The organism is Vibrio sp. CB1-14 (assembly GCF_040412085.2).
Classification (GTDB): Bacteria; Pseudomonadota; Gammaproteobacteria; order Enterobacterales; family Vibrionaceae; genus Vibrio; species Vibrio chaetopteri.
This window is the reverse complement of sequence record NZ_CP115920.1, coordinates 1275840-1299840: the sequence shown is the minus strand read 5'-3', so window position 1 is coordinate 1299840 and position 24001 is coordinate 1275840. Positions and strand designations below refer to the sequence as shown.

At 45.8% G+C, this 24001-nt stretch carries 22 protein-coding genes; 13 read left to right on the top strand and 9 right to left on the bottom strand.

Annotation, left to right across the window (positions count from 1 at the left end; translation table 11 throughout):
• Window positions 1–63: 63 nt before the first annotated feature.
• Window positions 64–1068: an N-acetyltransferase DgcN gene (dgcN, locus tag PG915_RS05905; protein WP_353498278.1), complete on the top strand. Its 1005-nt coding sequence runs from the start codon at window positions 64–66 to the stop codon at window positions 1066–1068.
• A 31-nt stretch (window positions 1069–1099) separates the two neighbouring features.
• Entirely contained in the window at window positions 1100–2065 is a 966-nt protein-coding gene (gene dgcA / locus PG915_RS05900; RefSeq protein ID WP_418642292.1) for an N-acetyl-D-Glu racemase DgcA, read from the top strand.
• Between the two features lie 270 nt (window positions 2066–2335).
• Here the strand turns inward: dgcA and PG915_RS05895 are convergent, their stop codons facing one another.
• The 4 genes from PG915_RS05895 to PG915_RS05880 all read right to left on the bottom strand — a co-directional run bounded on the left by PG915_RS05895 (window position 2336) and on the right by PG915_RS05880 (window position 5046).
• The gene (locus PG915_RS05895) at window positions 2336–2536 is read right to left on the bottom strand and encodes a hypothetical protein (RefSeq protein ID WP_353498276.1); all 201 of its coding nucleotides are present in this window, start codon (window positions 2534–2536) and stop codon (window positions 2336–2338) included.
• Between the two features lies 1 nt (window position 2537).
• Window positions 2538–2684 carry a hypothetical protein gene (locus PG915_RS05890; protein ID WP_353498275.1) on the bottom strand — a complete coding sequence of 49 codons (147 nt, stop codon included), beginning with the start codon at window positions 2682–2684 and terminating at the stop codon, window positions 2538–2540.
• Between the two features lie 326 nt (window positions 2685–3010).
• Window positions 3011–3223: a transcription antiterminator/RNA stability regulator CspE gene (cspE, locus tag PG915_RS05885; protein WP_353498274.1), complete on the bottom strand. Its 213-nt coding sequence runs from the start codon at window positions 3221–3223 to the stop codon at window positions 3011–3013.
• Window positions 3224–3663: 440 nt separating this feature from the next.
• Window positions 3664–5046, bottom strand: a complete 1383-nt coding sequence (locus tag PG915_RS05880; RefSeq protein ID WP_353498273.1) for an MATE family efflux transporter — start codon at window positions 5044–5046, stop codon at window positions 3664–3666.
• A 269-nt stretch (window positions 5047–5315) separates the two neighbouring features.
• Between PG915_RS05880 and PG915_RS05875 the strand changes: the two genes are divergently transcribed.
• Window positions 5316–6710, top strand: a complete 1395-nt coding sequence (locus PG915_RS05875) for a DEAD/DEAH box helicase (protein WP_353498272.1) — start codon at window positions 5316–5318, stop codon at window positions 6708–6710.
• A gap of 91 nt (window positions 6711–6801) precedes the next feature.
• Here PG915_RS05875 and PG915_RS05870 read toward each other — a convergent pair whose 3' ends face one another.
• Both PG915_RS05870 and PG915_RS05865 read right to left on the bottom strand, forming a co-directional pair.
• The gene (locus PG915_RS05870) at window positions 6802–7437 is read right to left on the bottom strand and encodes a murein L,D-transpeptidase catalytic domain family protein (protein WP_353498271.1); all 636 of its coding nucleotides are present in this window, start codon (window positions 7435–7437) and stop codon (window positions 6802–6804) included.
• A 285-nt stretch (window positions 7438–7722) separates the two neighbouring features.
• Window positions 7723–9912 (bottom strand): putative bifunctional diguanylate cyclase/phosphodiesterase, encoded by a 2190-nt coding sequence (locus PG915_RS05865; protein WP_353498270.1) that lies wholly within the window; start codon window positions 9910–9912, stop codon window positions 7723–7725.
• Window positions 9913–10257: 345 nt separating this feature from the next.
• Here PG915_RS05865 and PG915_RS05860 point away from each other — a divergent pair, with 345 nt between their 5' ends.
• Together PG915_RS05860 and PG915_RS05855 are read left to right on the top strand one after the other, a co-directional pair.
• Window positions 10258–11541 (top strand): DEAD/DEAH box helicase, encoded by a 1284-nt coding sequence (locus PG915_RS05860; RefSeq protein ID WP_353498269.1) that lies wholly within the window; start codon window positions 10258–10260, stop codon window positions 11539–11541.
• Window positions 11542–11677: 136 nt separating this feature from the next.
• A complete protein-coding gene (locus tag PG915_RS05855) occupies window positions 11678–12550 on the top strand; it encodes an aspartoacylase (RefSeq protein ID WP_353498268.1) in 873 nt (290 codons plus the stop codon).
• A 68-nt stretch (window positions 12551–12618) separates the two neighbouring features.
• On the opposite strand, the gene PG915_RS05850 is transcribed toward PG915_RS05855, so the two are convergent.
• The 3 genes from PG915_RS05850 to PG915_RS05840 are packed head-to-tail and all read right to left on the bottom strand — an operon-like array spanning window position 12619 to window position 15331.
• The gene (locus PG915_RS05850; RefSeq protein ID WP_353498267.1) at window positions 12619–13626 is read right to left on the bottom strand and encodes a CobW family GTP-binding protein; all 1008 of its coding nucleotides are present in this window, start codon (window positions 13624–13626) and stop codon (window positions 12619–12621) included.
• A complete protein-coding gene (locus PG915_RS05845; RefSeq protein ID WP_353498266.1) occupies window positions 13616–13972 on the bottom strand; it encodes a DapH/DapD/GlmU-related protein in 357 nt (118 codons plus the stop codon). The genes PG915_RS05850 and PG915_RS05845 overlap by 11 nt, the downstream gene beginning before the upstream one ends.
• Before the next feature lie 24 nt (window positions 13973–13996).
• Window positions 13997–15331 carry a dihydroorotase gene (locus PG915_RS05840; protein WP_353498265.1) on the bottom strand — a complete coding sequence of 445 codons (1335 nt, stop codon included), beginning with the start codon at window positions 15329–15331 and terminating at the stop codon, window positions 13997–13999.
• Between the two features lie 174 nt (window positions 15332–15505).
• On the opposite strand from PG915_RS05840, the gene PG915_RS05835 reads away from it, so the two are divergent.
• The 8 genes from PG915_RS05835 to PG915_RS05800 all read left to right on the top strand — a co-directional run bounded on the left by PG915_RS05835 (window position 15506) and on the right by PG915_RS05800 (window position 23999).
• Window positions 15506–16357, top strand: coding sequence for a hypothetical protein (locus tag PG915_RS05835; RefSeq protein ID WP_353498264.1), 852 nt, complete (start codon window positions 15506–15508; stop codon window positions 16355–16357).
• Window positions 16358–16444: 87 nt separating this feature from the next.
• Window positions 16445–17404: a hypothetical protein gene (locus PG915_RS05830; RefSeq protein ID WP_353498263.1), complete on the top strand. Its 960-nt coding sequence runs from the start codon at window positions 16445–16447 to the stop codon at window positions 17402–17404.
• Window positions 17405–17508: 104 nt separating this feature from the next.
• Window positions 17509–18510, top strand: a complete 1002-nt coding sequence (locus tag PG915_RS05825) for a 5'/3'-nucleotidase SurE (protein ID WP_353498262.1) — start codon at window positions 17509–17511, stop codon at window positions 18508–18510.
• 9 nt (window positions 18511–18519) lie between these two features.
• Entirely contained in the window at window positions 18520–19155 is a 636-nt protein-coding gene (locus PG915_RS05820) for a hypothetical protein (protein WP_353498261.1), read from the top strand.
• Between the two features lie 209 nt (window positions 19156–19364).
• Window positions 19365–20669: an MATE family efflux transporter gene (locus tag PG915_RS05815; protein ID WP_353498260.1), complete on the top strand. Its 1305-nt coding sequence runs from the start codon at window positions 19365–19367 to the stop codon at window positions 20667–20669.
• A gap of 202 nt (window positions 20670–20871) precedes the next feature.
• Window positions 20872–21627: an ATP-binding cassette domain-containing protein gene (locus PG915_RS05810; RefSeq protein WP_353498259.1), complete on the top strand. Its 756-nt coding sequence runs from the start codon at window positions 20872–20874 to the stop codon at window positions 21625–21627.
• Complete coding sequence (locus PG915_RS05805; protein ID WP_353498258.1) at window positions 21627–22481, top strand: ABC transporter ATP-binding protein; 855 nt, start codon at window positions 21627–21629, stop codon at window positions 22479–22481. Before PG915_RS05810 ends, PG915_RS05805 begins: the two co-directional genes overlap by 1 nt.
• 12 nt (window positions 22482–22493) lie before the next feature.
• Window positions 22494–23999, top strand: coding sequence for an ABC transporter substrate-binding protein (locus tag PG915_RS05800; protein WP_353498257.1), 1506 nt, complete (start codon window positions 22494–22496; stop codon window positions 23997–23999).
• The last annotated feature ends 2 nt before the right edge of the window (window positions 24000–24001 follow it).

The window sequence follows — 24001 nt, the reverse complement described above, 5'->3', positions numbered from 1 at the left end:
TCGTCCTCGCTATCTTGATAGCTCTGATTCACCAATCATTTATCAAGATTCATGAGGGACGATATGAACATTGCTCAACCTTACCTACTTTTCCTTGGGGACGTGACCGACCCTCTAGCAGCAAAAACAGCGCGCGGCATCGTTAAATGGCGACCAGATGCCTGTTTGGGTGAGTTACGACTGACTGAGCAAACAGTATCACTCGGCCTTGAGCCTCTATCATTGGCAGACGCAAAAGCGATGGGTGCTAAGACACTGGTTATTGGCACAGCGAATGCCGGTGGTGTTATCCCGCCAAGTTGGGTCGAAACGCTTGTACAAGCGGCGCAGCTTGGGTTTGATATTGCCTCTGGCATGCATCAACGCCTTGGTGATATTCCCGAGCTCGCGTCACTTGCTACCCAAAACGCCATACAACTGTTTGACGTTCGGCATTACGATGCTCAGCTTGATGTTGGCACAGGCAAAAAGCGCCAAGGAAAACGCCTCTTGACCGTCGGCACAGATTGTTCGGTTGGCAAAATGTTCTCCGCTCTCGCAATTGAAAAAGCCCTTGTCGATCAAGGCTGCCAAGCGCGCTTTAAAGCAACCGGGCAAACCGGCATTCTAATTGAAGGCCAGGGCATTTCGGTCGATGCTGTGGTCGCAGACTTTATTTCTGGTGCGGTTGAAAAGCTGAGCCCGAGCTTTACCGAACATGAGTGGGACATTATTGAAGGCCAAGGTTCGCTGTTTAACCCTTCTTTCGCTGGCGTAAGCTTAGGTTTACTCCATGGTGCTCAACCCGATGCGCTGGTACTGTGCCATGAAGTCGGACGCGAGCACATTCGTCACTTACCTCACGCGGCTCTACCAAGCATCGAGCAAACCATCGAGGCCAACTTAATGGCAGCGCGAGTTACTAACCCTGCAGTGCAGTTTGTTGGCATTTGTCTCAACACCTCAAACATTTCTGGCAAAGAAGCGAAAGCGCTGTGTCTAGAATGGAGCGAAGAATTCGGCATGCCCGTCACCGACCCTGTTCGATTTGGTGTCGATGCAATCGCAGATCGTGTTCGCTCACTTTAACCCTGACTACAGTAAGGAAGCTCATTACATGCTGTCTATTAGCGCTCATCATCACTCTATTAAACTGGCAAAACCGTTTAGCATCTCTCGCGGTACGAGGACGCATGCAGAGCTAGTTCGTGTCACCTTGCGCTATCAAGACTTTGAAGCAGAGGGGGAATGTACTCCTTATCCAAGGTATGGTGAGTCTGTCGAATCTGTCATCGATCAAATAACCGAATTTGCTAAAGCGCTCACAGCAATGACGCCAAATGAAGCAAGGCTTAGTCTGCAATCTTTCCCAGCCGGTGCCGCGCGAAATGCTGTAGATTGTGCATTATGGGCTTTGGAAGCTCAACTTGCTGACAGTCACTTCCCTTCCCCATTATTTAGTATTGCACCAAGCATAGAAACAGCTATGACGGTATCGGTAGCAGAACTGACCAGCATGGCTGAGCAAGCGAAGGACTATGTGAGCCAAGGGGCAACTCTGCTCAAAGTGAAACTCGACGATCAAGCCGTCGTCGACAAGATCGCTGCGATCCGCGCAGTAGCACCAAACTCGAAGATAATCATAGACGCCAACGAAGCTTGGTCTCAGCTTGACCTTAGTACATTGTTTGCATCACTTAAGCCATTCAATATCACCATGATTGAACAACCGGTGCCAAGTGGCCAAGACCATCTACTCAAAGGGATTGAGCATCCTATTCCTTTGTGCGCCGATGAAAGCTGTCATACCCGAGAACAACTTTCCAACCTGGTTGATTGCTATGAAATGATCAATATTAAGCTCGATAAAACCGGCGGCCTTACCGAAGCGTTAGCACTCGAAAAAGATGCGCGTTTAGTAGGACTTAGTATTATGAGTGGCTGTATGCTTGGCTCGTCACTCGCCATGAAGGCCGCATTACCGATAGCGACCAATGCTGAAGTTGTTGACTTAGATGGTCCGGTGCTACTTGGGAGTGATGTGGAGAATGGTTTGACCTTTCGAGAAGGTCAGTTGAAGTTATGATTAAATAACAAAGCTGGAAACATAGTGTATCTATTAGAGTCGGTAGGTACATTATTTGAGCTTTACTTGCATACTAATTAAGAGACACATTCACTTGTTTGCAAGAGGTTATTCGGCACGCTTAGAAAGCATAACGGACTGCAATAGCAGTCCATTCCTGATTTTATACATCGCATAGAATAAGTGCCAAAGTAGTCCGAGTTCACACCTGCTTCCTTCAATCGCGCTTTAGGACTGATCGCTCTTTAGGACAGATTAAAAGAGAGCGATTTAATTTGCATTGATAAACCGTTCAGCACTAGCAAACAACTTATCGCAGATTCTTTTTTGCTTGTTATACTCAGGTGTACCTTCAACCAAAGAATCTAAAACTTCTTTCGCTGTTTGATATTCAGCGACCATATTGGAAAACTTCTCTTCAAAGCTGCTCTTGCGGTTTCTGTTACTTGATTTCTTTGCAGGTTTTCTCATTTTATAGATCCCATAATTTTTTTCGCTCACGTTCTATTAGAATACTCTCGATCTTTTTTCTTACTTCATGAATAGTATCTTTGCGAACTTCATTTTCATTATCATCGACAATTTCTTTTTTGACTTTACGAGCTGTTGTTTTTTTCAATGACTAATCTCCTTGATTTAAGAAATATAAAAATTCCCTAAGACCATATTTTGGGAGTTTAGTATTTTTCCTGTTTGTTCCAACTCACTACAAAAGAAATGCAAGTTTAAGTAATTGACATTCCCTCTGTGAGGAATATGACGTGTCAGAACGTCGTTATTAAGCTGACTATTGGTCGCAGACCAGGGTATGTTGTTGTGATAAAGATAGTAATTAACTTGATACTACTAGATTTTGCTCTTAAGTTGATTCTTATCGCGCAAAACATAGTACTAAGATAGAGATCTTTCCGTTACTAGAAAGTCGAAAAGATCTCATCAGAATTCTTACAGTGCAGTAACGTCTGCTGCCTGTGGACCTTTAGAACCCTGCTCAACGTTAAAGGAAACTTTTTGACCTTCCGTTAGTGTTTTAAAGCCGTCACTGGTAATTGCTCTAAAATGAACAAATACATCAGCACTGCCATTATCTGGTGCGATAAAGCCAAAGCCTTTTGTTTCGTTGAACCATTTTACTGAACCAGTTGTTTTATTTGACATGTATATCTCGATAGTTTAATTATTTTAGAAAGAGAGCTACTAAATAAGGAATGAAGAAAAAGGTATCGCAGGGCAGGATAGAGATGATGAATCAAATCGATAGAGAACTGAGAAAAGCTTGAACTAAATAAGTTATCAATAGCTCACTGTTTGAGCTGAGCTACACTATACACTGTATCAACCAAATAGATATACATTTCTTTGTATATTTTTTATTCTTTATAAATTATACAGTTAAATGCAAACACTCTATACCTTTATTGGGACATTCAACAATCTATCGGTACTGGAAGTCACAAAATGCTAACGATAGCGGGTTGGAACAGAAGCCTTCTTACAGAAAGTCGAACTCCTTACTATATAATGAAAGCCCTTGGTACGAAAAAGGCGCGATAAATAACTCTATCTATCGCGCCCAATTTCATTCTAGGTACAATCGTTTAAACACCATTTACCAACAGCGCATCACGCCGCTTTATCACCGTTCGTAAACGCAGCAACATGAGTAACGCAGCAAACGTCAATCCACTAAGTATACCCACCCAAAAGCCTTTCTCGCCCATGGCAGGTACTATGTGATCCGTCAGTCCTAACACTACACCGAGCGGCAGAGCTAAGCCCCAATAAGAAGCAATCGCCAAAATCATCGGAACCTTGGTATCTTTATAGCCACGCAGTGCTCCGTTGGCAGAGGTCTGCAGCGCATCACTAAACTGATACATAGCAGTGAATACTAGCAAGGTAGCCGCCGTCGCGCTCACCGCTGGGTCAGTGGTATAAAGACGAATAATCCAATCCGGGAACAGCAAGAACATCGCCACCGAACACAGTGACAACATTGCCGCGACCACGATACCGATTTTGCTTCGCTCCACTGCGCCAGCGTCATCTTTTGCACCTAAAGCGTGGCCAACACGAATGGTAATACCAAAAGAGATACTCATTGGAATCACATAGGTCATACTTGAAATGTTAAGCGCAATCTGTGCTGCTGCGACGTTTTCTGCGCCAATTCTACCAATCAAAAGTGCAATCACTGCGAAGATGCTGCCGCACACCGCAATGTTCATCCCAATAGGCAAACCTAGCTTTAATAGGTTGAAGATCTCAGCAAGCCTTAGCTTTACATCGCTAAAGCGAATGATGGTTTTAAAATGGTGATGACCACGAATGTATGAGTACAGCAGCGCAGACATCAACCAATACACCAAACTGGTCGCCCAGCCACAACCTACAGCGCCCAGTTCAGGGAAGCCAAACTTACCGTAAATAAGCACATAGTTAACAGGAATGTTTACTAATAGGCCAATCACAGAAATGATCATTGGCGCCTTGGTATTGTTCATACCTTCACAAAAGCCGTTTAAGGTATAAAACAGCGCAATCCCGGGCACGCCGAACGCCAATGCGTAAGCGTAATCACTGGCAATAGGAATGATTTCCGATGCCACACCAATCCACTCTAGGATCGGTTTTGCGCTAACCAAATAGGCAATCAACAAAGCACTTGAAGTGAGCGCCAGCCATACCATTTGGAAGAACTCGATAGAGATACTATCAAAATCACGAGCACCTCGATGAAACGCCACCACTGGCGTTAAAGCCATAATAACGCCGCGTAGCAGAAGAAGTACCGGGATCCACAAGCTTGCTCCCAGAGCAATCGCGGCAAGATCAGCCGCACTGACTTGGCCAGCCATGGTTGTATCAACAAAACCCATTGCCTGAGTAGCAAGCTGGGTAAGAATAATAGGAACCGACAGGTTCATAAGAGCACCCGATTCACGGGTAAAGCGATTTAAAGGACGCATTGTCGTTTGCATGGGAAAGTTCTAACACCAATATAAATGCACCAATGGAGGCGGGATGGCGAGTGTGCATTTTAGGGTGTGCCTGTCTAAGGCGGCGACAATATAAACACCTTAGCGGGTAAATTCAATACTGCTTTGGGCCTAAATCGCTGAAATAATGCAACCAAAATTGTATTGAACTTCATCACAAAACCACGCAGAATAGCCCGCCTTGCCCTATTCTTGGGTTTACGGCACGTCACGGCGATCTGCCCTCCTCTTTTCTTAAACTGAGTATCACTATGAGTTTTGATTCTTTAGGTCTTTCCCAACCTATTCTGCGCGCGATTAAAGAATTAGGTTACGAGAAAGCATCGCCCATCCAAGAGCAAGCTATTCCTGCCGTCATTGAAGGCAAAGATGTCATGGCAGCCGCTCAAACGGGCACTGGCAAAACCGCTGGCTTTGCTCTACCACTGATTCAAAATCTCGACAACGGTACTCGCGTCATGAGTAACCACATTCGCGCGCTGATTTTAACGCCGACTCGCGAGCTGGCAGCACAGGTTCACGAGAGCGTATTCAAATACAGCGTTCATCTACCACTGACTTCTCAGTGTGTATACGGTGGCGTAAAAATTAACCCACAGATGATGAAGCTCCGCAAAGGTTGCGATGTTATGGTGGCAACACCAGGTCGCCTGTTGGATTTGTATCAGCAAAACGCCATCAAGTTTTCTCAATTGGAAGTACTGGTACTCGATGAAGCCGATAGAATGCTGGACATGGGGTTTTATCGTGACATTAAAAAGATTCTCGACCTATTACCTGAAAAGCGTCAGAACCTACTATTCTCAGCCACCTTCTCAAACGAGATCCGTGACCTAGCCAAAGGCCTAGTCAACGATCCGGTAGAAGTGTCAGTGACGCCACCAAACTCAACCACAGCATTAGTTGAGCAAAGTATTTACCTTGCTGATAAAAAGCAAAAGCCCGCGATGCTTGCCAAGCTTATCCACGATGGTGACTGGAAGCAGGTGCTGGTATTTAGCCGAACTAAGCATGGTGCCAACCGTCTTGCTCGTTACCTAGAAGGCCAAGACATTACAGCTATGGCAATACACGGGAACAAGAGCCAAAGTGCTCGCACGACCGCGCTGGCTAACTTTAAAAGTGGTGAAGTCCGCGTATTGGTCGCCACCGATATCGCCGCGCGCGGTCTGGACATCCCTCAGCTGCCACAGGTGGTCAACTTCGACTTGCCAAACGTATCTGAAGACTACGTGCACCGTATCGGTCGTACTGGCCGTGCTGGTGAAACGGGTAACGCTTACTCACTGGTTTGTGCAGACGAAGCGAAAGAGCTGTTTTCTATCGAGCGTTTGATTGGTAAGTTGCTGCCAAGACATGAACTGGAGGGCTTCAAACCCGTTCATGAGCTGCCGGAATCAAAACTCGATACTCGCCCAATCAAAGCGAAAAAACCTAAGAAGCCGAAAAAGCCACAGCCGCAGAAGGCACAAGGTCAGCAAAAGCAAGGCAACGGCGCAGCTTCAAAGGAAAACAAAGGTTCAGACAAGCCACGCAAGCCAAGAAGTTTCAAGCGCAAGCCAAATAGTGGTGGTGAACAAGCAGCGAACAAGTCTCGCAAACCAAGACCAAATCGCTCCCGCCCTAATAAAGCGAAACCAAGTTAATTTACCAAATACAAAAAAGGCTCACGATATATGTGAGCCTTTTTCTTACTAATCAATTAACTAAGCTATTCAAACTCAGCTATTTATTATATTAAGCACTCGCGTAAATAACGCTTCCGCCTTTGATAGTATCGATAATTTGTCGCGACAAATGCTCAGGCAATGCCGGGCAGCCCCAACTGCGCCCTAGATAGCCATTCTGCTTAAGAAACGACTCATTCGCGTAATCTGCGCCATGAACAACAATGTAACGCTCTCGAGCATTATCGTTGATACCTTTCGTCAATCCATCCAAGCGTAAAGAGTAGCCGTTCGAGCCATAGTAAGTCGAATCGGTTAAAAAGGTGCCTAAAGATGTCTTGCGAGAGTTAATAATATTAGAGAACTTAGTCGCTGTTTTCTCACCACTGTTCACGCCATGAGAGACATAAGTGTTAAACACTAACGATTTCTTATCCATATCAATGACAAAAAAGCGTTTTTCCGTCGATGGTTTTGAATAGTCGATGATGGTCAACAACGACTTACTGCGGTTGGTGGTTTTCTCATAAGCAAGGTACGCATCCTTAAATAATTGAAAATCAACCACTCCGTCGAGTTGTGCACTGCTATAAATACGTTTAATCGTACCTGATTCTAATTTTACTTCGCTACGTGCGCTGTGGGAAAACAGTACAACGGCCGTCAATGCCAACACCCACAACGGCGAAAAAATACTTTTTACCATTATTACAACAAGTTAAGCTAAGTTAAATTTAAATACTGGACGTCACTGTCCTGACAAGTTGCCAATAATAGCCTAACTATTCGGCAATTAGAATCGTATTTACCGATTTTTACATCATTATTTGAATACGATCGTGAAATAAACAAACTCTATAAAACCAATGCTTTTAACATCAATAAGTTGCCACAACCAAATAAACAACTTTGCTTAGTGAACACAGTTAAATACTCACTCAGTTTCATTTTTACTTACTATCGAATAAACGCCAAAAACTATGTGATGCACTCAATGCCGAGTCTTCAATAACTTCTGCAACTCACTCAATGGCATAGGTTTATAGTGTAGAAAGCCTTGTGATAAATCACAGCCATTACTCTTAAGCCATTCAAACTGCTCATTATTTTCAACCCCTTCAGCCACACATCGACAGCCTAACGAGTTTGAGAGCTGGATCAAAGCATGATAAATATCCTGCGAGCGCTTACTTTGTAGCAAAGTATCGGCAAAGGTTTTGTCTATTTTAATCTCATCTATTGGGAAATCAGTAAGATAGCTCATTGAAGAAAAGCCCGTTCCAAAATCATCTAATGAAATACTGACACCGATATCTTTTAACTTCAGCAACTTATTTAATGTTTCTTCTCTATCTTCAACTAATAATGTTTCCGTGATCTCCAGTGTTATATGTTGCGGGTGACTATTTTTTATCAATTCAGTCAATGAGTTAAAAAATGTTGCGCTAGCAAAATCCGCTGGCGAGATATTAATTGAGCATGGGATCATCTCTAGTCCACTTTGTGACAAGGTGTCTAAAGATTGCGTCACGTTTTCTATTACCCAGCGGGTAAAATGGTGAATCATCCCACTACGCTCGGCGATAGGAATAAATTCTGCCGGTGAAAGTTGCCCAAATTCCTTATTCGTCCAACGCATAAGTGCCTCAACACTCACCACTTCTCCGGTACTCATTGAGACCTGCGGCATAAAGTATAGCTGTAGCTCCTGATTCTGGAGTGCCATATAGAGCTGCTTCTTGATGCGAAACTCGCGACTAAACTTGTTCAATAGCTCAGGATCACAGTACTCAAATGTTCCTTTACCCACGGCTTTTGCTTTGTACATCGCTGCATCCGCGTGTTTGAGCAAACTATTCAGCTCTTGACCGTCTTCTGGGTAGTTGACAATGCCGATAGAAATTGAGGTCGCAATGGCATTTCGATCAAGCTGAAAAGGACGCGTAATCACATCGATAACTTGCTGTGCTTTACTTTGTGTCAGGCTGGCATCCGCATCGATTAAAAACAAGATAAACTCATCACCACCAATACGAAACAGGCGATCGCTACGACGAGTAATCCCATTAATTCGACGTGTGAGGTACTTGAGAATTTTGTCGCCGGCATCATGGCCATAGGTGTCATTGATAAGCTTAAAGCCATCAATATCAATAAACAGCAGTGCAAAGCTACTTGGAGTGCCTTTACTTTGACTGTCTTGAATCAACTGACTTGAGAATTTTCGCATCGCTAAGCGGTTGCCGCATCCGGTTAATGTGTCGTAATACGCAAGTTTCTCGATGCGCTTTTCTCGGCGTCTGGATTCTGTCATATCTTGAAATACAACAATATAGTTACTTGGTTTGTCCGCATGCTTTGGATACGCACTGATGTTTACCCATTGAAGATAGCGCACCCTTTCTTTTGACATTGACTGGAGCTCGCCTTCCCAATAATGATCCCTAGCAAGATGTTTGAGCTGTTCTCGACCAAAATAGCTTTTCTCATCAGAGTCAAAAAACAAGCTCACATGCTGGCCTATGACCTCGGCAGATTGGTAACCGGAAATGTCGCTAAAAGCTCGGTTAACAAAAGTGATCACGTGCTCTTTGTCGGTAATAATAATGGCTTGGTTACCCTCACTAAATACCTGCATCGCAAGCTCAATGTCACGACGATTCGCGATTTTTTGGGTTTCATCGGAAACAATAAAGCCGCTGCCATACAGCTCGCCTCCCACTGTTAATGGAAAGCGGCACACCCGCACATTTCCCGAGCCACTAAGACCTTTTGCCAAATTGTAGGCAGAGCTTGGGGTTCGCAAATCAAAGTTACGCACGCCAAAGCCATCTGCTTGTCTAACTGAAACACTGTAGTCTCGAATAAACTTTTCTATTGGGGCTGGTAACGAGGAAAGGATCTGTTCGAAAGCAAGATCGCTAGAAAGTGCGAACAAGCTAGCAAGGTGATCCGAGTACCACACCAACTCGCCACTTTTATCCATCACGATAAGGCCATCGCTACAGTGGTTGAGCAGAGGTTGAACGATGTCATCGAGATATGCCGGACATCGTCGTTGAAACGCGCTATTCAAGTTCGCTTGTACTTTGCAACTCTCATCTTCGCTATCCAAGTGCTGCTCTAACTGCTGCTTTAGATGGAGCGCGTGCCCATGGTGACCGGCTTTCATCACTGACATCCCCTATCCGATGGTAAAACTCTTGTATCTATAGGTAGTTAACAAAGACGGACTTAGTTATCTGTGGCACCTTTAGTAGACACTATTCGAGTTCACTTTCGAATCAGTATAGGAGTCTTGTTGTAAGAGCCCAGTCGAGACTAATACTCAAGGTTTAAAGTAGCAAAATTGAGACATACCCTTAGGTATTAGCTAGGCTCATTCCCTCGATCATGAAAAGATCCGAAATTAGTCGCCACATAGCGCGAGATTTCCCTTATAATCAGCGGCCATCTTGACCATGACGCTCTAAACTTACTCTGTTGTGGTCAAGAGAACACGGTCATCTGCTTTTAGGAACATAGAATGTCATTTTCATCACAAGGTTTTTCACCAGAGATAGCACAAGCCCTCACTGAGTGCGGCTATGAAAAACTCACCCCTGTTCAGCAACAGGCGATCCCTCATGCACGTCGCGGACACGATATCCTTGCTCATGCACAAACGGGAACGGGTAAAACGGCTGCATTCTCTTTGCCAATCATCCAGCAATTGCTGGATGCACCAAAGCAAGTTGGCCGTGCGACTACTCGCGCACTGATTCTGGCGCCAACGCGCGAGCTTGTTGATCAGATTGCCAACAATATTGCTGACTATACTAAGTATGTTGACCTAAAGGTCACTGCTGTTTACGGCGGTGCAAAAATGTCATCTCAAGAGCGCAAGCTTGAGAACGGTACTGATGTGTTGGTAGCAACCCCAGGCCGCCTGATTGAGCACATTGAACTTGGTAATCTCAACCTCGCAAACCTTGAGTTCCTCGTTTTCGATGAAGCAGACCGCATGCTGGATATGGGCTTCATCGGCGCTATCCGCACTATCATGAGCGGCATCGCGGAGCATCCGCAAACCATGCTGTTCTCTGCAACCTCTTCAGCGCAAATGAATGCGTTAGCACAAGATCTTCTTCGCAAGCCGAAGCGCATTATTGTAAACGAAGAAAACTCAACCGCAGCGACGGTTTTCCACGTGGTTTACCCTGTTGATGAAGAGCGCAAGCTAGAGCTACTTTCGGAACTTATTGGCCGTAAAAACTGGCAGCAAGTTTTAGTATTCGTAAACTACAAAGAAACCGCAAACGACGTCGTTAAGGAGCTTAAGCTTGATGGCATCAAGGCGGTTCTTTGCCACGGTGATAAAGCACAAAGCTCACGCCGCCGTGCACTAGAAGAATTTAAGTCGGGCAAAGCACGTGTCATGGTCGCGACAGAAGTTGCAGCGCGCGGTCTTGATATCCAAGGTCTACCGCACGTAGTGAACTACGACATGCCATTCCTTGCCGAAGATTACGTTCACCGCATCGGTCGTACTGGCCGTGCTGGACAACAAGGCCATGCTGTTTCTTTTGTAAGTCGTGATGAAGAGCTAACGCTGGTTCAGGTTGAAAACCTCATTCAGCAGCGTATCAAACGTATCCAACTTGCTGGCTACGAGCCAAAAAGCCGTGATGCCCTGCTGACAAAGATGCACAGCAAGCCTGCTTATAAAGATCGCCAAGGTCGTAAGAACAATCCTCAGCAAGAGCAAAGCTCTGCAGAGCGCCGTCTCAAGATGATGCGTGCAATCCGCAATAAATCTAAAGGCGAGTAAAAACGCTAAACTGTTCTAAGAACGCCGCTTACGTGTACGTCAGCGGCGTTTTTTTATTATTACTAAGCCAACTCTAGATTTTATTTAAAATGTTATGTTATAACAATTCAAATATTCAAATTTGGTAGATCTAAATATGGCTCCCCCCTCAATTAATCAGGTACTACTTGTTGCTGGCACACATGGCAACGAGCTTTCAGGTCTTTACTTACAAAAACTCATTCGGGATGGCGTATATCAAGCCGACCGATCAACATTTCAGGTCAAAAGCACGGTCGCTAACCCTCTTGCAGTGAAGAAAAATACTCGCTTTGTCGACATAGACTTGAATCGTGCCTTCTCTGCTGCGGATTTAACATCGGATGCCAACGAAAAACGATTGGCCGCTGAGTTTGTTAAGCAACACGCTGGCAATGAAAATCAATTGATTATTGACCTACACAACACCACCAGCAATATGGGCGCAACCCTGATTCTACTTTCCAGCGACCCTTACTACACAAAGATGGGCGCCTACATCAAACAGCGCATGCCTGAAGCGAATATCCTGTTTGAAGATCGTAAGTCTTGGCAAGACCAGCCTTATTTGTGTACGACTGGTCAGCATGGATTAATGCTTGAAGTCGGCGCGCAAGCTCATGGCTCCCTCAAGTACGAAACGCTTGAGCTAATGAAGAATTTACTCACCGCAGTACTCGACTACATAGAAAACACAAACTTAAACCATACAGTTAAGCTCAGCGACTATGAGGCTTATGGATATATTGAAGAGGTCATGTTTCCACTCGATATCGATGGAATGCGCCTTGCGACCGTCCACCCAACGCTTTGTGGCCGTGACTTTGTCGCCGTCGAACCGGGCGAACCTATTCTAGCAACCTTCCTTGGCTACGATATGCACTGGCAAGGTGAAGAAACCGTCTATCCCCACTTCATCAATGAGAGTGCTTATTGTCAGAGCAATATTGCGATGGCGATGGCAGAGAAACGCATCGTCCGTGTGAGCTAGAGATCAAACAGGCGGGACTAAAGTCCCGCCTGTTTACTTAAGTACAGAGTGATTGAGATATAAGACTGCTAAACACTGGTGACACAAGCAAGGAGTCGCTGTTCGATGCTCTCATCAAGCTTATGAGCAATGAACTCAATTCGACTTTCGGCACAATCATCCAGCTCCATTTCGGTTATCCCGTCTGATGTCAGGTTGTAACCAAAAATTCCCATATTGGTAATAAACACCGCCTTCATACGCTCGACATCCAAGTCTAAGAGCAGCAGCGCTAGTTTTTGGCGGTCAAACACTTTGTCTGGTGCAAATCGCCAGCCAACACTCTTAAATCCTTCCCCTTCATTCTCTGCCTTGATCAGACCGCTCTCCGGCATCGGCAATTCAGACGCAAGCGGTTTTGAAGAATGATGATGATGGTGATGATGGTGATGCTGATCGTTCGCGAGTGTTGCTCCTTCAAAGGCCGAAAACGGAATATTGCCATGTTCTGCAAATATCAGTTGAGCCTCAGGATGGCCTACCTTCTCTACATAGTTTTTCAGTGATTGCTTCTCGTCGGCTTGGTACAAGTCAATTTTGCTACCTACGACGATATCCGCAATGGCTATTTGCTGATTGAATGTTGCGTGGTCTGTGTAGCGCGTATCAGAAAGCTTTCTAGCATCAACCAACGTCAGTGTCTTTTGCAGCGATAACACTTTTCGGTAATGTTCAGAGGACAGCACTTCGAGTACTTCTTTGGGATGCCCAAGCCCTGTCGGCTCAATAAGTAAACGATCAGGTTTGGCCTCGTGCAATAGCTGGTTAAGCGCAATTTGCATTGGAAGTCCCGCTGCACAGCACATACAGCCGCCAGGCACTTCGCGAATAAAGACCTGCTCGGCCTCACCAGATTGTCCTTGCACTAAGCTGCCATCGACACCGATCTCTCCAAACTCATTCACAAGGACAGCCCAGCGCTCATCTGCAGGTTTATTCTTGAGTAGATGTAAGATTGCCGATGTTTTGCCGACACCAAGAAAGCCGGTGATGATGTTCGTTGGTACGCTTTCAATAACCGTGCTCTCAGAGCTCATTTGCGATTCTCCTATAACCTTGCACTAACGTGTGGTTCGCTGACACAACAGACTCTGAAAAAGCGGAGTACTTTGGTGGTACTTTTGAAATGCTGTTGAGATCAAAGTCAGCGCCAATGTTCGTCATTGGCGGAACATGGAAGTCGTTAGGCAAGTCTAGTCCATCAATAACGCAGTTGTGGCGAATGACGCAGCCTTTACCAATCACGGTATCAAATACGACGGAGTTGAAGCCGATAAACACATTGTCCTCTATGACAACTTTCCCACAGATGATCGCGGTAGGATCAACAAAGGCATTTTCGGATACGACAGGCATATGACCAGTTGGGTTTTTTCTTAACATTTTGGTGCCTCTACAACTTCAGGATTAGCGGCTAAACGACAGCGGCATAGCATTGGAATCTACGAGCAGTGGTTGGGTGTCGTCAAATACTATTTGACCATTTACCCAGGTACGCTTAATGCGAGATGCGAAAGAGTGCCCAGCAAAGGGTGACCAGCCACAATGGTAGAAGCTGTTTTCGTGTGTCACTGGTGTGACTGAATCACAATCAATCAAGACAAGGTCAGCGTAGTAACCTTCACGAATAAACCCTCGGTTCTCGACTCCGTAACGAATGGCAGGGTTATGCGCCGTCTTTTCGACCACGTCACTCACACTCAATCGACCGTAATGGACGTGATCCATAAGTGTAAGCAGTGCGTGCTGCATCAATGGCAAACCCGCTGGTGCTTTGTCGTATTCAACTTGCTTCTCTTCAAACGTATGTGGGGCATGGTCAGTTGCAATAATATCGATTTGACCCGCCTTAATCGCTTCAATAATCGCATCACGATCACTTTGATATTTGACCGCTGGATTACACTTAATGAGGTTACCCTTCTCAGCATAGTCTAGATTGGTAAACCACAAATGATGCACACAAGCCTCAGCGGTAATGTTCTTTCCGGCAACAGGACCAGCCTCAAACAAGCTCAACTCTTTTTCTGTCGTGATATGCAGAACATGCAGCTGACTTTGATGTTTCTTCGCCAGATCGACCGCATAAGATGAAGAGGCATAACATGCTTTGTCATCACGCAGTAAAGGATGATCGTCAATGGTGAATTCAGAGTGAGTCTTAAGCAAACGAGCTTTGTTCTCAGCGATCACTGCGCCACTTTCACAGTGCGTTACGATCAATACAGGAGAATCACGAAAAATCTTGTCTAACGCTTCCGGATGCTCCACTAAGAGATCACCTGTTGATGCCCCCATAAAGACTTTCACGCCGCAGCGTTTGCTAGGATCCAGTCTTTTGATTTGCTCCAAATTATCTTCTGTCGCACCAAGATAGAAGGCATAGTTGGCGGCAGAATTTTTTGCAGCGATAGCGTATTTCTGCTCAAGCGCTTCAATGGTTGTAGTCGAAGGGCTAACGTTGGGCATCTCCATATAACTTGTGATACCACCAGCGACTGCAGCCAATGACTCCGTTGCAATCGAGCCTTTATGAGTGAGCCCTGGCTCTCTAAAATGTACCTGGTCATCAATCATGCCAGGCATCAAGTAGGCCCCTTTTGCGTCAATCACTAGCTCGTTAGGCAGAGCACTAAGATTTGCTGCAACCTGCTCGATGCGTTGTCCTTTGATACGCACGTACGTCTCTCGAACTTCGCCTTCGTTGACGACTTTTGCGTTGATGATTAGCGTTGATGACATGGGGTTACTTAATCTCCTTTGTAAGTTCTATTTATCTCACTCGAGATAATTTAGGGAAATGTTATAACATAACATTTTTGCTGCGCAATCTTTACTAAAGGAGAGTTAGCACTACCCTAGTCACTCAAGCGTAACATTGGTCGCGTACGATTCTTTGATTATCAAGGAAGGACTATGCTCAACAACTCCCGTTTTATAATAGTGCTATGGACAGCCCTAATCGCATTATCATCGATTGGCATTTTGCTGGTCATGCCATATTCACTTGTGACAAGCGCACCACTTAATCTCAATCAACTCAGCTGTAATGTCATCAAGCCAATAGGCGACCAAACGTTTCGCATCTACACACCGTCAGACTGGCAAGCCAACGAACTGACGACTTTTTTTTGCGAATCTGTGCTTATAGGCAGCGACTATGCTCATGTAGAACTATCCTGGAAACCACGCGAGAATATTTCCTCTGACGACATCCTCTCTCAGCAGTTTGATATGTTATTTAGTCGACCGCGAGTACTAAACGGCTTGCTACCTGATCATGAAACATTTTATCAGCAAGGTTTAATTCTCCCCCCATACACCGTCTATCTATACGCTCATATCCCCATCAATAGATTGTCGGCGGCCACCTTATACAAAAGAAACATAGGTCTTCTCGATGATAAGCGCAGCCAGTCTGGATTTTTGATTCCGGAAGTAGAACTCAGAAAACGCGGCGTCACATTAGATAACACCAACACACACTGGTTTCATCACCGCAATGATCTTATCAACGCGTTCACCTCAAAGAGCGTCGATTTTATCCCAGCGATCGGTATTGAGCCTGAACTTACGGGATGGCCTGAAGGACAACGTATAGAATTGAAGACCATCCCTTCAGCGGGCAGTTGGTACATTTCCAACGCGGTTCCTAACTCCATCAAATGTGCTGCCAGCGTATCCCTACTCACGAAGATGAGGCAATCAAAGCCAATGCACCAGCTGTTAGATAACACCCACATCAACATTGACAACTGCACCCAATAAAAAGAAGACCTAAAGATCATGTCCTTTGCCTCCGTCTCCCAAAAGCAAAAAGCGCTAGTACTATCGACTTGTCTCGGCGTAGCTGTTTTGGGTGCTTTGATGTACCTATATGACTTCGCGTTACATTTTGCTATCCAAACCTTGCTTGCTCAGCATTTACCAGTTGCTCTAAATGATGCGCTTGTGAACAGCTACGACGTCACACAGCTGTTAGTGCATTCTGAATCCGTATTGAAGCGTTGGATTGAGTCTTTTCGTTTATTTTCAGTGTTTGGTTCGCCTATTATTAACAACATCGAAATTTTAGAGATATCTCTAACTGCAGCCACGTCGCAATATTCGGCGGATCTTCTCTTTAAACTGGGGGATGAGCATTACGCTTTGAATTGGATAATCTCCTCGCCAATCTCAAACCTATCTTTATCCATAATGATTGCTATCAGCGCACTGTGTACAGCTAGTACCTATTGCGTTTTGCATTCATCAGCAACCAAGCGCACCAAACTAGATCCTGCTACAACGGGGCATGAATATGATGTCGAGTTGGAGCCATTGCCAAGCCAAAAAGATTCGCTCTCGATAGAGACTGCAGCCGATAGTCAGTCTGAACCCAGTAACACGCAATCGGTGCCTACTTCGTTACTAACCATCAACTTGCTCGAACGGTCAATCAGTTTAGATGGCCACACACTGCTGATGCCTAAAACACCTTTTTTCTATTACTACTGGTATGTAAAAAGGAGCATCGACGACCTTCCTGCCTACATCAATCCTTCAATCTCAAAGCCCGATATTGACAAGGGTCGAGAACTGGCGCAAATCATGCGCTGTTTTGGTGGGCATGCCAGAGCAATTAATGAGCTTGAGCTGCACGGATTAAAAGCTAAAACGCTCGATCAAAACCGAAACAAAATTAAAGATGAGATGTTGGCGTACTTTGGTGAATTAGCGAATCCCTATCTGTTCCAAAAGAGCCGTGACCCAAAGACAGGTCGCTATCAACATCAACTAAACAAGGATATTTTTATCATAAAAACAAATACTTAAACTTAGAGACATCTCTAACCACTAAGCAATCTCGTTTTAACATAACCGTCATCAATCCCTTCTAGCTTAACTATCAACTTTTCAAGCACACAAAGGGAAATACTATGAACACCAAGTTTGCTGCGTTGACATTGGCAATCGGTTTAGGGATCTGTGCTCAAGCAAACGCACTGAATATTGTTTTAACTAACGATGACAGCTGGTCCACGACCAATATTCAGACTCTTCATACGACACTTAAAGCAGCGGGACACGACGTGATTATGTCGGCGCCATGCACAGGACAAAGTGGCAAAGGTGGAGCTATCCACTTTATGAAAGAAGTATCGGTTGACCGAACTCAACTCGACAAAGACCAAGTTTGTGTGGGTGATACTGACACAACCGTCGCTTTCGAAGACTACACAGAAGGCACACCAACAATGGCTGCGCTGTATGGTATCGATGTCTACGCTATGGAGCGTTGGGGCAAGCAGCCTGACCTCGTTATCTCTGGCCCTAATGAAGGCAACAACGTGGGTTACTCAACCAACATGTCGGGTACGCTTGGTGCAACTAATGCCTCTATTGCACGTGGCATCCCTGCGATTGCTGTAAGCGCTTACGATGGCGAAGCCAGCAAAGCACAAGACGTTGCAAACATCGTTGTTGAGCTTCTTGATCAACTTGTTGAAAAGACAGCAGACGGCGCACCACTATTGCCTAAGTTCACTGGTCTCAACGTTAACATTCCTGAAGATCCAGCGAATCATCGCGGATTCAAACACACCCAAGTGGGTTGGAACGCAGGCCACGACAACATGATTGTCAAGTTCACCGACGACCTAGCCTCAAGCGACATGTTTATGGGTTACGTCGCAATAGAAATGATGAAACATGACCCAAGTCTGACGATGGACGAAGCCATGGCTATCGCCAGAAGCATGTATAAAGACAAAGCAGGCATCAGCATGGATTCAGACGCGAACTACGCTGATCAGTCAGAAAACAGTGAAGGTATTGCTGTTGGCCAAGGATATGTCACCATCAGTGCGATTCAAGCTAACGTTCAGGGTTCTGTAGCTAAGTCAGAGTGGGTTCGCTACAAGCTAAACGAACTGTTTTAAGGAGTCGGCATGAAAAAGCTATTACTACTGAGTGCTGCGACCGCGGTTTTAGCAGGCTGTAACGACAGTTCAGATTCAAGCTCTGCAATGAGCCAAGGTGACTTTGTTTCTACCTACCAGGGTCAATACGTAGGTAGCCAACTGATAGATTCAGAGCCAATGCACTTGGGGCTTACTGTCAACGAAGGCGCATTTTACCTGACCGTGACCGACGCTAATGAATCATCAACCGTCTACACCGGCGACTACAGTGAACAGTCTGGTAAGCTAAGCTTCAATCAAGGTGAGATCCAATGTGAGTTAAACGGTGTGTATCACTGTGAATCGGGATCAGATAGTGTTGAGTTACGAACTCACGCTCCAACTGATTGGATCGCTATTGAAGAGCTAAGTGGCACATACCGCAATTCAGAAGAGTCTAGGCTCACAATTGTGCAATCTGGTGAGCAGATTTATGTTGAGCTAGCGAATTGCATGCAAGCCGGCCAGAAAATGGGTGCCAACGAGGTCAAATTTGAAGCTGGTTTTTGTTTTGACCAAGAGGTATTAGTCATGATTGAACCTCAGACGCTTGAAACGGATGGCGACACACTCAAAGTAACCTCATCCAACCCACTTTTAGGCGGCTACTGGTTTAAAGGTTAGTCGCCCCCCTAACATACTGAGTACCATCGCAAATACCGTCTCAGGTCGACATCTGGGGCGGTATTCTCTTTGCTGGCTTTCTAACCTTTCAATCAATATCCACAATTCTTTTGGTGACACTGCTCACGGAACCGACTATCATCCTCTAACGCAAATCATTCTCATTGCCATCAATAAGTGCTATCGCTGGCCACTCGCTACTATCTATTATGACTATCTCTCACAAAGACTATTACAAGATTGCCCTGCCCTTTATTATCTCTACCGTCACTCAGCCACTGCTTGGCGCGGTAGACACTGCCGTCATCGGCCAGTTAGGCATTGCTGAGCTTATTGCCGGCGTTGCCGTCGGTACGGTAATTATGAATACCTTGTATTGGTTGTTTGGCTTCTTTCGCGTCAGCACGACGGGTCAAAGTGCGATGGCTCTTGGAAGAGGTGATCAAAGTCTTCTGGCAAGCAGCCTGATGAGACCGTTTGTACTCGCAGCCTCAGTTGGCCTGGTGTTTATTGTCCTGCAATCTTTGCTCTGGCAAGGTGCTCTCTGGATTATTGAACCCGAAGCCGATGTGGCGCAGCAAGCTGAGATCTACTTTTCTATTCTTATCTTTGGCGCCCCGTTTGTCCTGCTCAACTACACGGTGATCGGTTGGTTGATGGGTCAAGCGAAAGCGAAAGAAACACTTTATACCCAAGTCTTTGGCAACGTTCTTAATATCGTGCTTGATGCTGTATTTGTATTGCATTTTGACCTTGGCGTCGCCGGGGTTGCCTATGCAAGTTTAATCGCTCAAATAGTGATGTTTGCCATCGGTATGAGTTTGGTTCTGAGAACTTCAGGGGTATCGTTGTCATCGCTCATGTCAGCATCAAAGATGAGCAAAAGCGATCTTGCGACCATCGTCTCATCAAATACAGATCTACTGCTGCGCACGATTTGCTTGCTCACCTTCTTCAACATGATGGCACGAACGGGCGCTCAGCATGGTACCGACACTCTCGCGACTAACGCCATCCTGATGCAGATAACCTTTATCGTCAGCTACCTTTTTGACGGCGTGGCGAATGCATCGAGTGTCTTCGCAGGAAAAGCAGTCGGTGAAAAAAATCCATCCATGCTTGATCGCGTTTTGAGGCTCAACTTTCAATGGACTGCTGGCTTAATTATTCTGCTCACACTCGTCATCGCTCTATTTCAGACTCAATGGGTTTACCTATTTACAAGCCTAGAGACCATCGTCGACTTGTATCAGGAAATGACGCCATGGCTACTAATGTTCCCTCTAGTGGCAGGTTTCGGCTTGACCGTGTACGGCATCTTTACGGGTACAGGAACGACAAGGCCTGTCAGAGACTCAAGTATCGCGACACTAATTGTGTTTCTTGTCGTGCAAGCACTTAGCGTGGATTTATGGGGAAATCATGGACTTTGGCTCGCCTTTACCCTGTTCTATTGTGGTCGTATTGCTTTCTTGTATCCGTTCATAGCTCAAGTCAAAAAGAAGTGTATATAGGTAGAGACAGACAACGCTATCCATACACTAAAAAAATAACTAAAACACATTGATAAAAGCGCTCATTAAGAGCGCTTTTAAATTAGTCATTTGAGCTAATTAATATCGATAAGATACAAAATTGGCGCTCTTTCACACTTCTCAGTGAACGAGGGGAATGATACCATTGTTACGTTATAACATAAGCTATCAGAGCCATTCCGTGACCCCCTCAATCCTTACTGTCAATCAGCTTTCAATCCAGTCAAAAGAACGTGTCTTGTTCCAAGACATTCAGTTCGACATCAACGCGGGAGAAATGCTTGCAGTAATGGGACCATCTGGTATCGGTAAGTCAATGTTATCAAAGGCAATTGCTGGCTTTACTCCAGACTCGATGTCGGTTTCAGGCGATATCTTCTTAGCGGGTACCAACGTCAGTAATGTGTCCCTGATAGAGCGAGCACCAGAGCAGCGTCCAGCGTTTATTTTTCAAGATGCTCTGCAGGCTCTAAACCCTTTGGTGGCGGTCGAGGCTCAGCTGACACTGGCACATACAGGTTGGCGTACCAAGCCTAAAGCAAACGAGCTAAGCTCTATCGTCGCGCTACTTAAGCGACTTGGCTTTTCTGATCCTTCTGCAATCCTCAAGCTTTACCCAAGCCAGTTATCCGGAGGTCAGAGACAACGAATCTGCATCGCGATCGGACTGCTAAGTAAAGCATCTCTATTAATTGCAGACGAACCAACCAGTGCGCTTGATCCGGTTACGGAACAAGAGATCCTAACTCTAATCCGCGAAAGTGTTCGAAATGCCAACATGGCAGGTATCCTGATCACCCACGATCTCCACAGTGCATTAGAGTGCGACAAAATGGTGGTTATTGATGAAGGCCGAGTTATCGCTTACGGCGAACCCCGCCACGCACTTGAATGTAGTTCACATGATTTTTGCAAAGCTTTAAGGGGATTGATCTGATGCAAGCCATTTCTTCTCAGCAAACCTTTCGAGCAGAAAACGCAGAAGCATCAGGCGTGCTGTTTAAGCATGTAGGCGTGCATCATTACTCAGTGCCTAGGTGGTTGGGCGGTAAGCCTTTTAGAGCACTAGATCAGGTTTCGCTAAAGATTGCTGAGCGCAGCGTTGCGATTGTCGGCCCTTCTGGTGCGGGCAAGTCCACTATGATTGAACTCTTATTTGGGTTACGCGCTCCACAAGAAGGTCGCATCACGGTGTTGGGACACACTCTGCCTATCGCCTCTAGCAATGAGCGGCTTGCGCTTTGTAAGCAAATCCAGCTGATCCCGCAGGAGCCACATACTAGCCTCAACCCTTATTACACCGTTGCTCAAGTGTTGATTGAACCGCTGGAAAGTCTGGGTATTGAGGGCAATCATCAGCAAAAAGCACAGAGAGCACTGGAAGAGGTTGGGCTTCGACCTGAACTAATCGCTCTAACACCAAGCCAGCTCTCCACAGGTCAGGCACAGCGTGTCGCGATTGCTAGAGCGCTTATTGTAGAGCCAGAGGTGCTGGTTGCCGATGAACCTACCAGCAGCCTTGATCCCGTTAACCGCCAGCGACTTATTGATCTACTCAACACGCTCAAACAACAAAGAGCACTCAAACTCATTTTAGTCACACACGACCTCGACGCAGCCAATGCATTGTGCGATGACATAGTCGTCTTAGATCAAGGGAAAATCGTGGAACATGATGAGGCAGCTCGCATCATGACCTCCCCGACTCACCCAACAACCAAGGCGTTAATCCACGCCCAATCGCTATCTTCAGCGATAAATAAACACAACACTAACTCACAAACACAATAGAGAACACTCACCATGCGTTTCCATTCCATTAAACTAGCATGTGCGCTTGCTTTAGCTTTGCCATTGACAGGCTGTTTTGATTCTAAAGAAGAAGCTCAAAATACAGCAGCCGACACAGCGGCAAAATCAGAGATTCGTGTTGCTATGATGCAGCCACCGCGTACTGGTCTATCGCCACTTTCAGACGATGCTTTCAAGCTATCTCGCTGGAGCACGGCGGAAACGCTTATCAACCTAACGCCGAAATCAGAAGCAGAGCCAATGCTCGCTACGGTATGGGAACAAGTCGATCCATTAACTTGGCACTTTACCATTCGTGAAGGCGTTAAATTCCACGACGGTTCAACGCTAGATGCTAATGCAGTCGTAAACTCACTTCAAAAGGCGCTCGATGCTGCGCCCAAGCCGCGTATTCTTGACGGTATCGACCTTGAAGTGACCGCATTGGATGCAAGCCACGTTGAGATCAAAACGACCTTCAACGACCCACTGCTCCCAAGCCGACTATCCAGCCCTCAGTTGGCGATTCTGGCTACCAGCGCATATCAAGATAACGGCCGCGTCATCCCAACAGGTGCAGGTACTGGTCCATTCGAACTAGTAGAAATCAACGGCACCACCAGCGCAAAACTAGAGCGTTTTGATGGCTACTGGGGTGAGAAAGCTAAGATTGAAACCGTTATCGCAGAATACGTACCAAACGGCTTTGCTCGCGCAGCAGCACTTCGCACAGGTACAGCTGATGTTGTAGAAGCCGTACCCGTTTCCCAAATCGCGACACTAGATGAAAACCTGTTGCACGAAGTAGCGATGCCGCGCACCAACACGCTTTACCTCAACAACAAGTCTGAGGTATTTAGCCAGCTTGAGCTTCGTAAGGTGGCAGCTTCAGCGGTTGATCGTGAACAGATCATTCGTACCGTTTACGAAAACCACGCTGATATCGCAGAAGGCTTGCTAGGTCCTGCTCTCGCTTGGGCTGCACCAATCCGTCCAGAAGCAGCAGCTCTAGAAGAAGGTAAAAAAGCCAACGGTGAGAAAATCGTTATCGGTACCTTTACCGACCGTGCAGAGCTACCAGAAGTTGCAGCACTACTTAAGCAGCAACTAGAAGTAGCAGGCTTCCAGGTTGAGCTTGATATCCGTGAATACGCACAAATTGAAAACGATGCACTTTCTGGCAAGTTTGATGCGTTCATCCTGTCACGTGCGACCGTACTAGATTCGGGTGACCCAGTGGCATACATGCAGAGCGATTTCGGCTGTGAAGGCTCATTCAACCTAGGTCAATTCTGTTCAGAGACCGTAGATGAAGCACTGACTCACGCAGACCTTCAGCCTCTTGGTGAACAGCGTCAAAAGGCGATCATTACTGCTGAGCAAAAAATTCTTGGTGAGTTCGCTGCGATCCCACTGCTGCACGAGCGTGTGGTTCAAGGTGAAAGTGAGCGTGTAACGGATGCGGTTCGCGATCCAAGCGAGCGTCGTCTAATCAACGCACAAACCAAGGTTAACTAAAC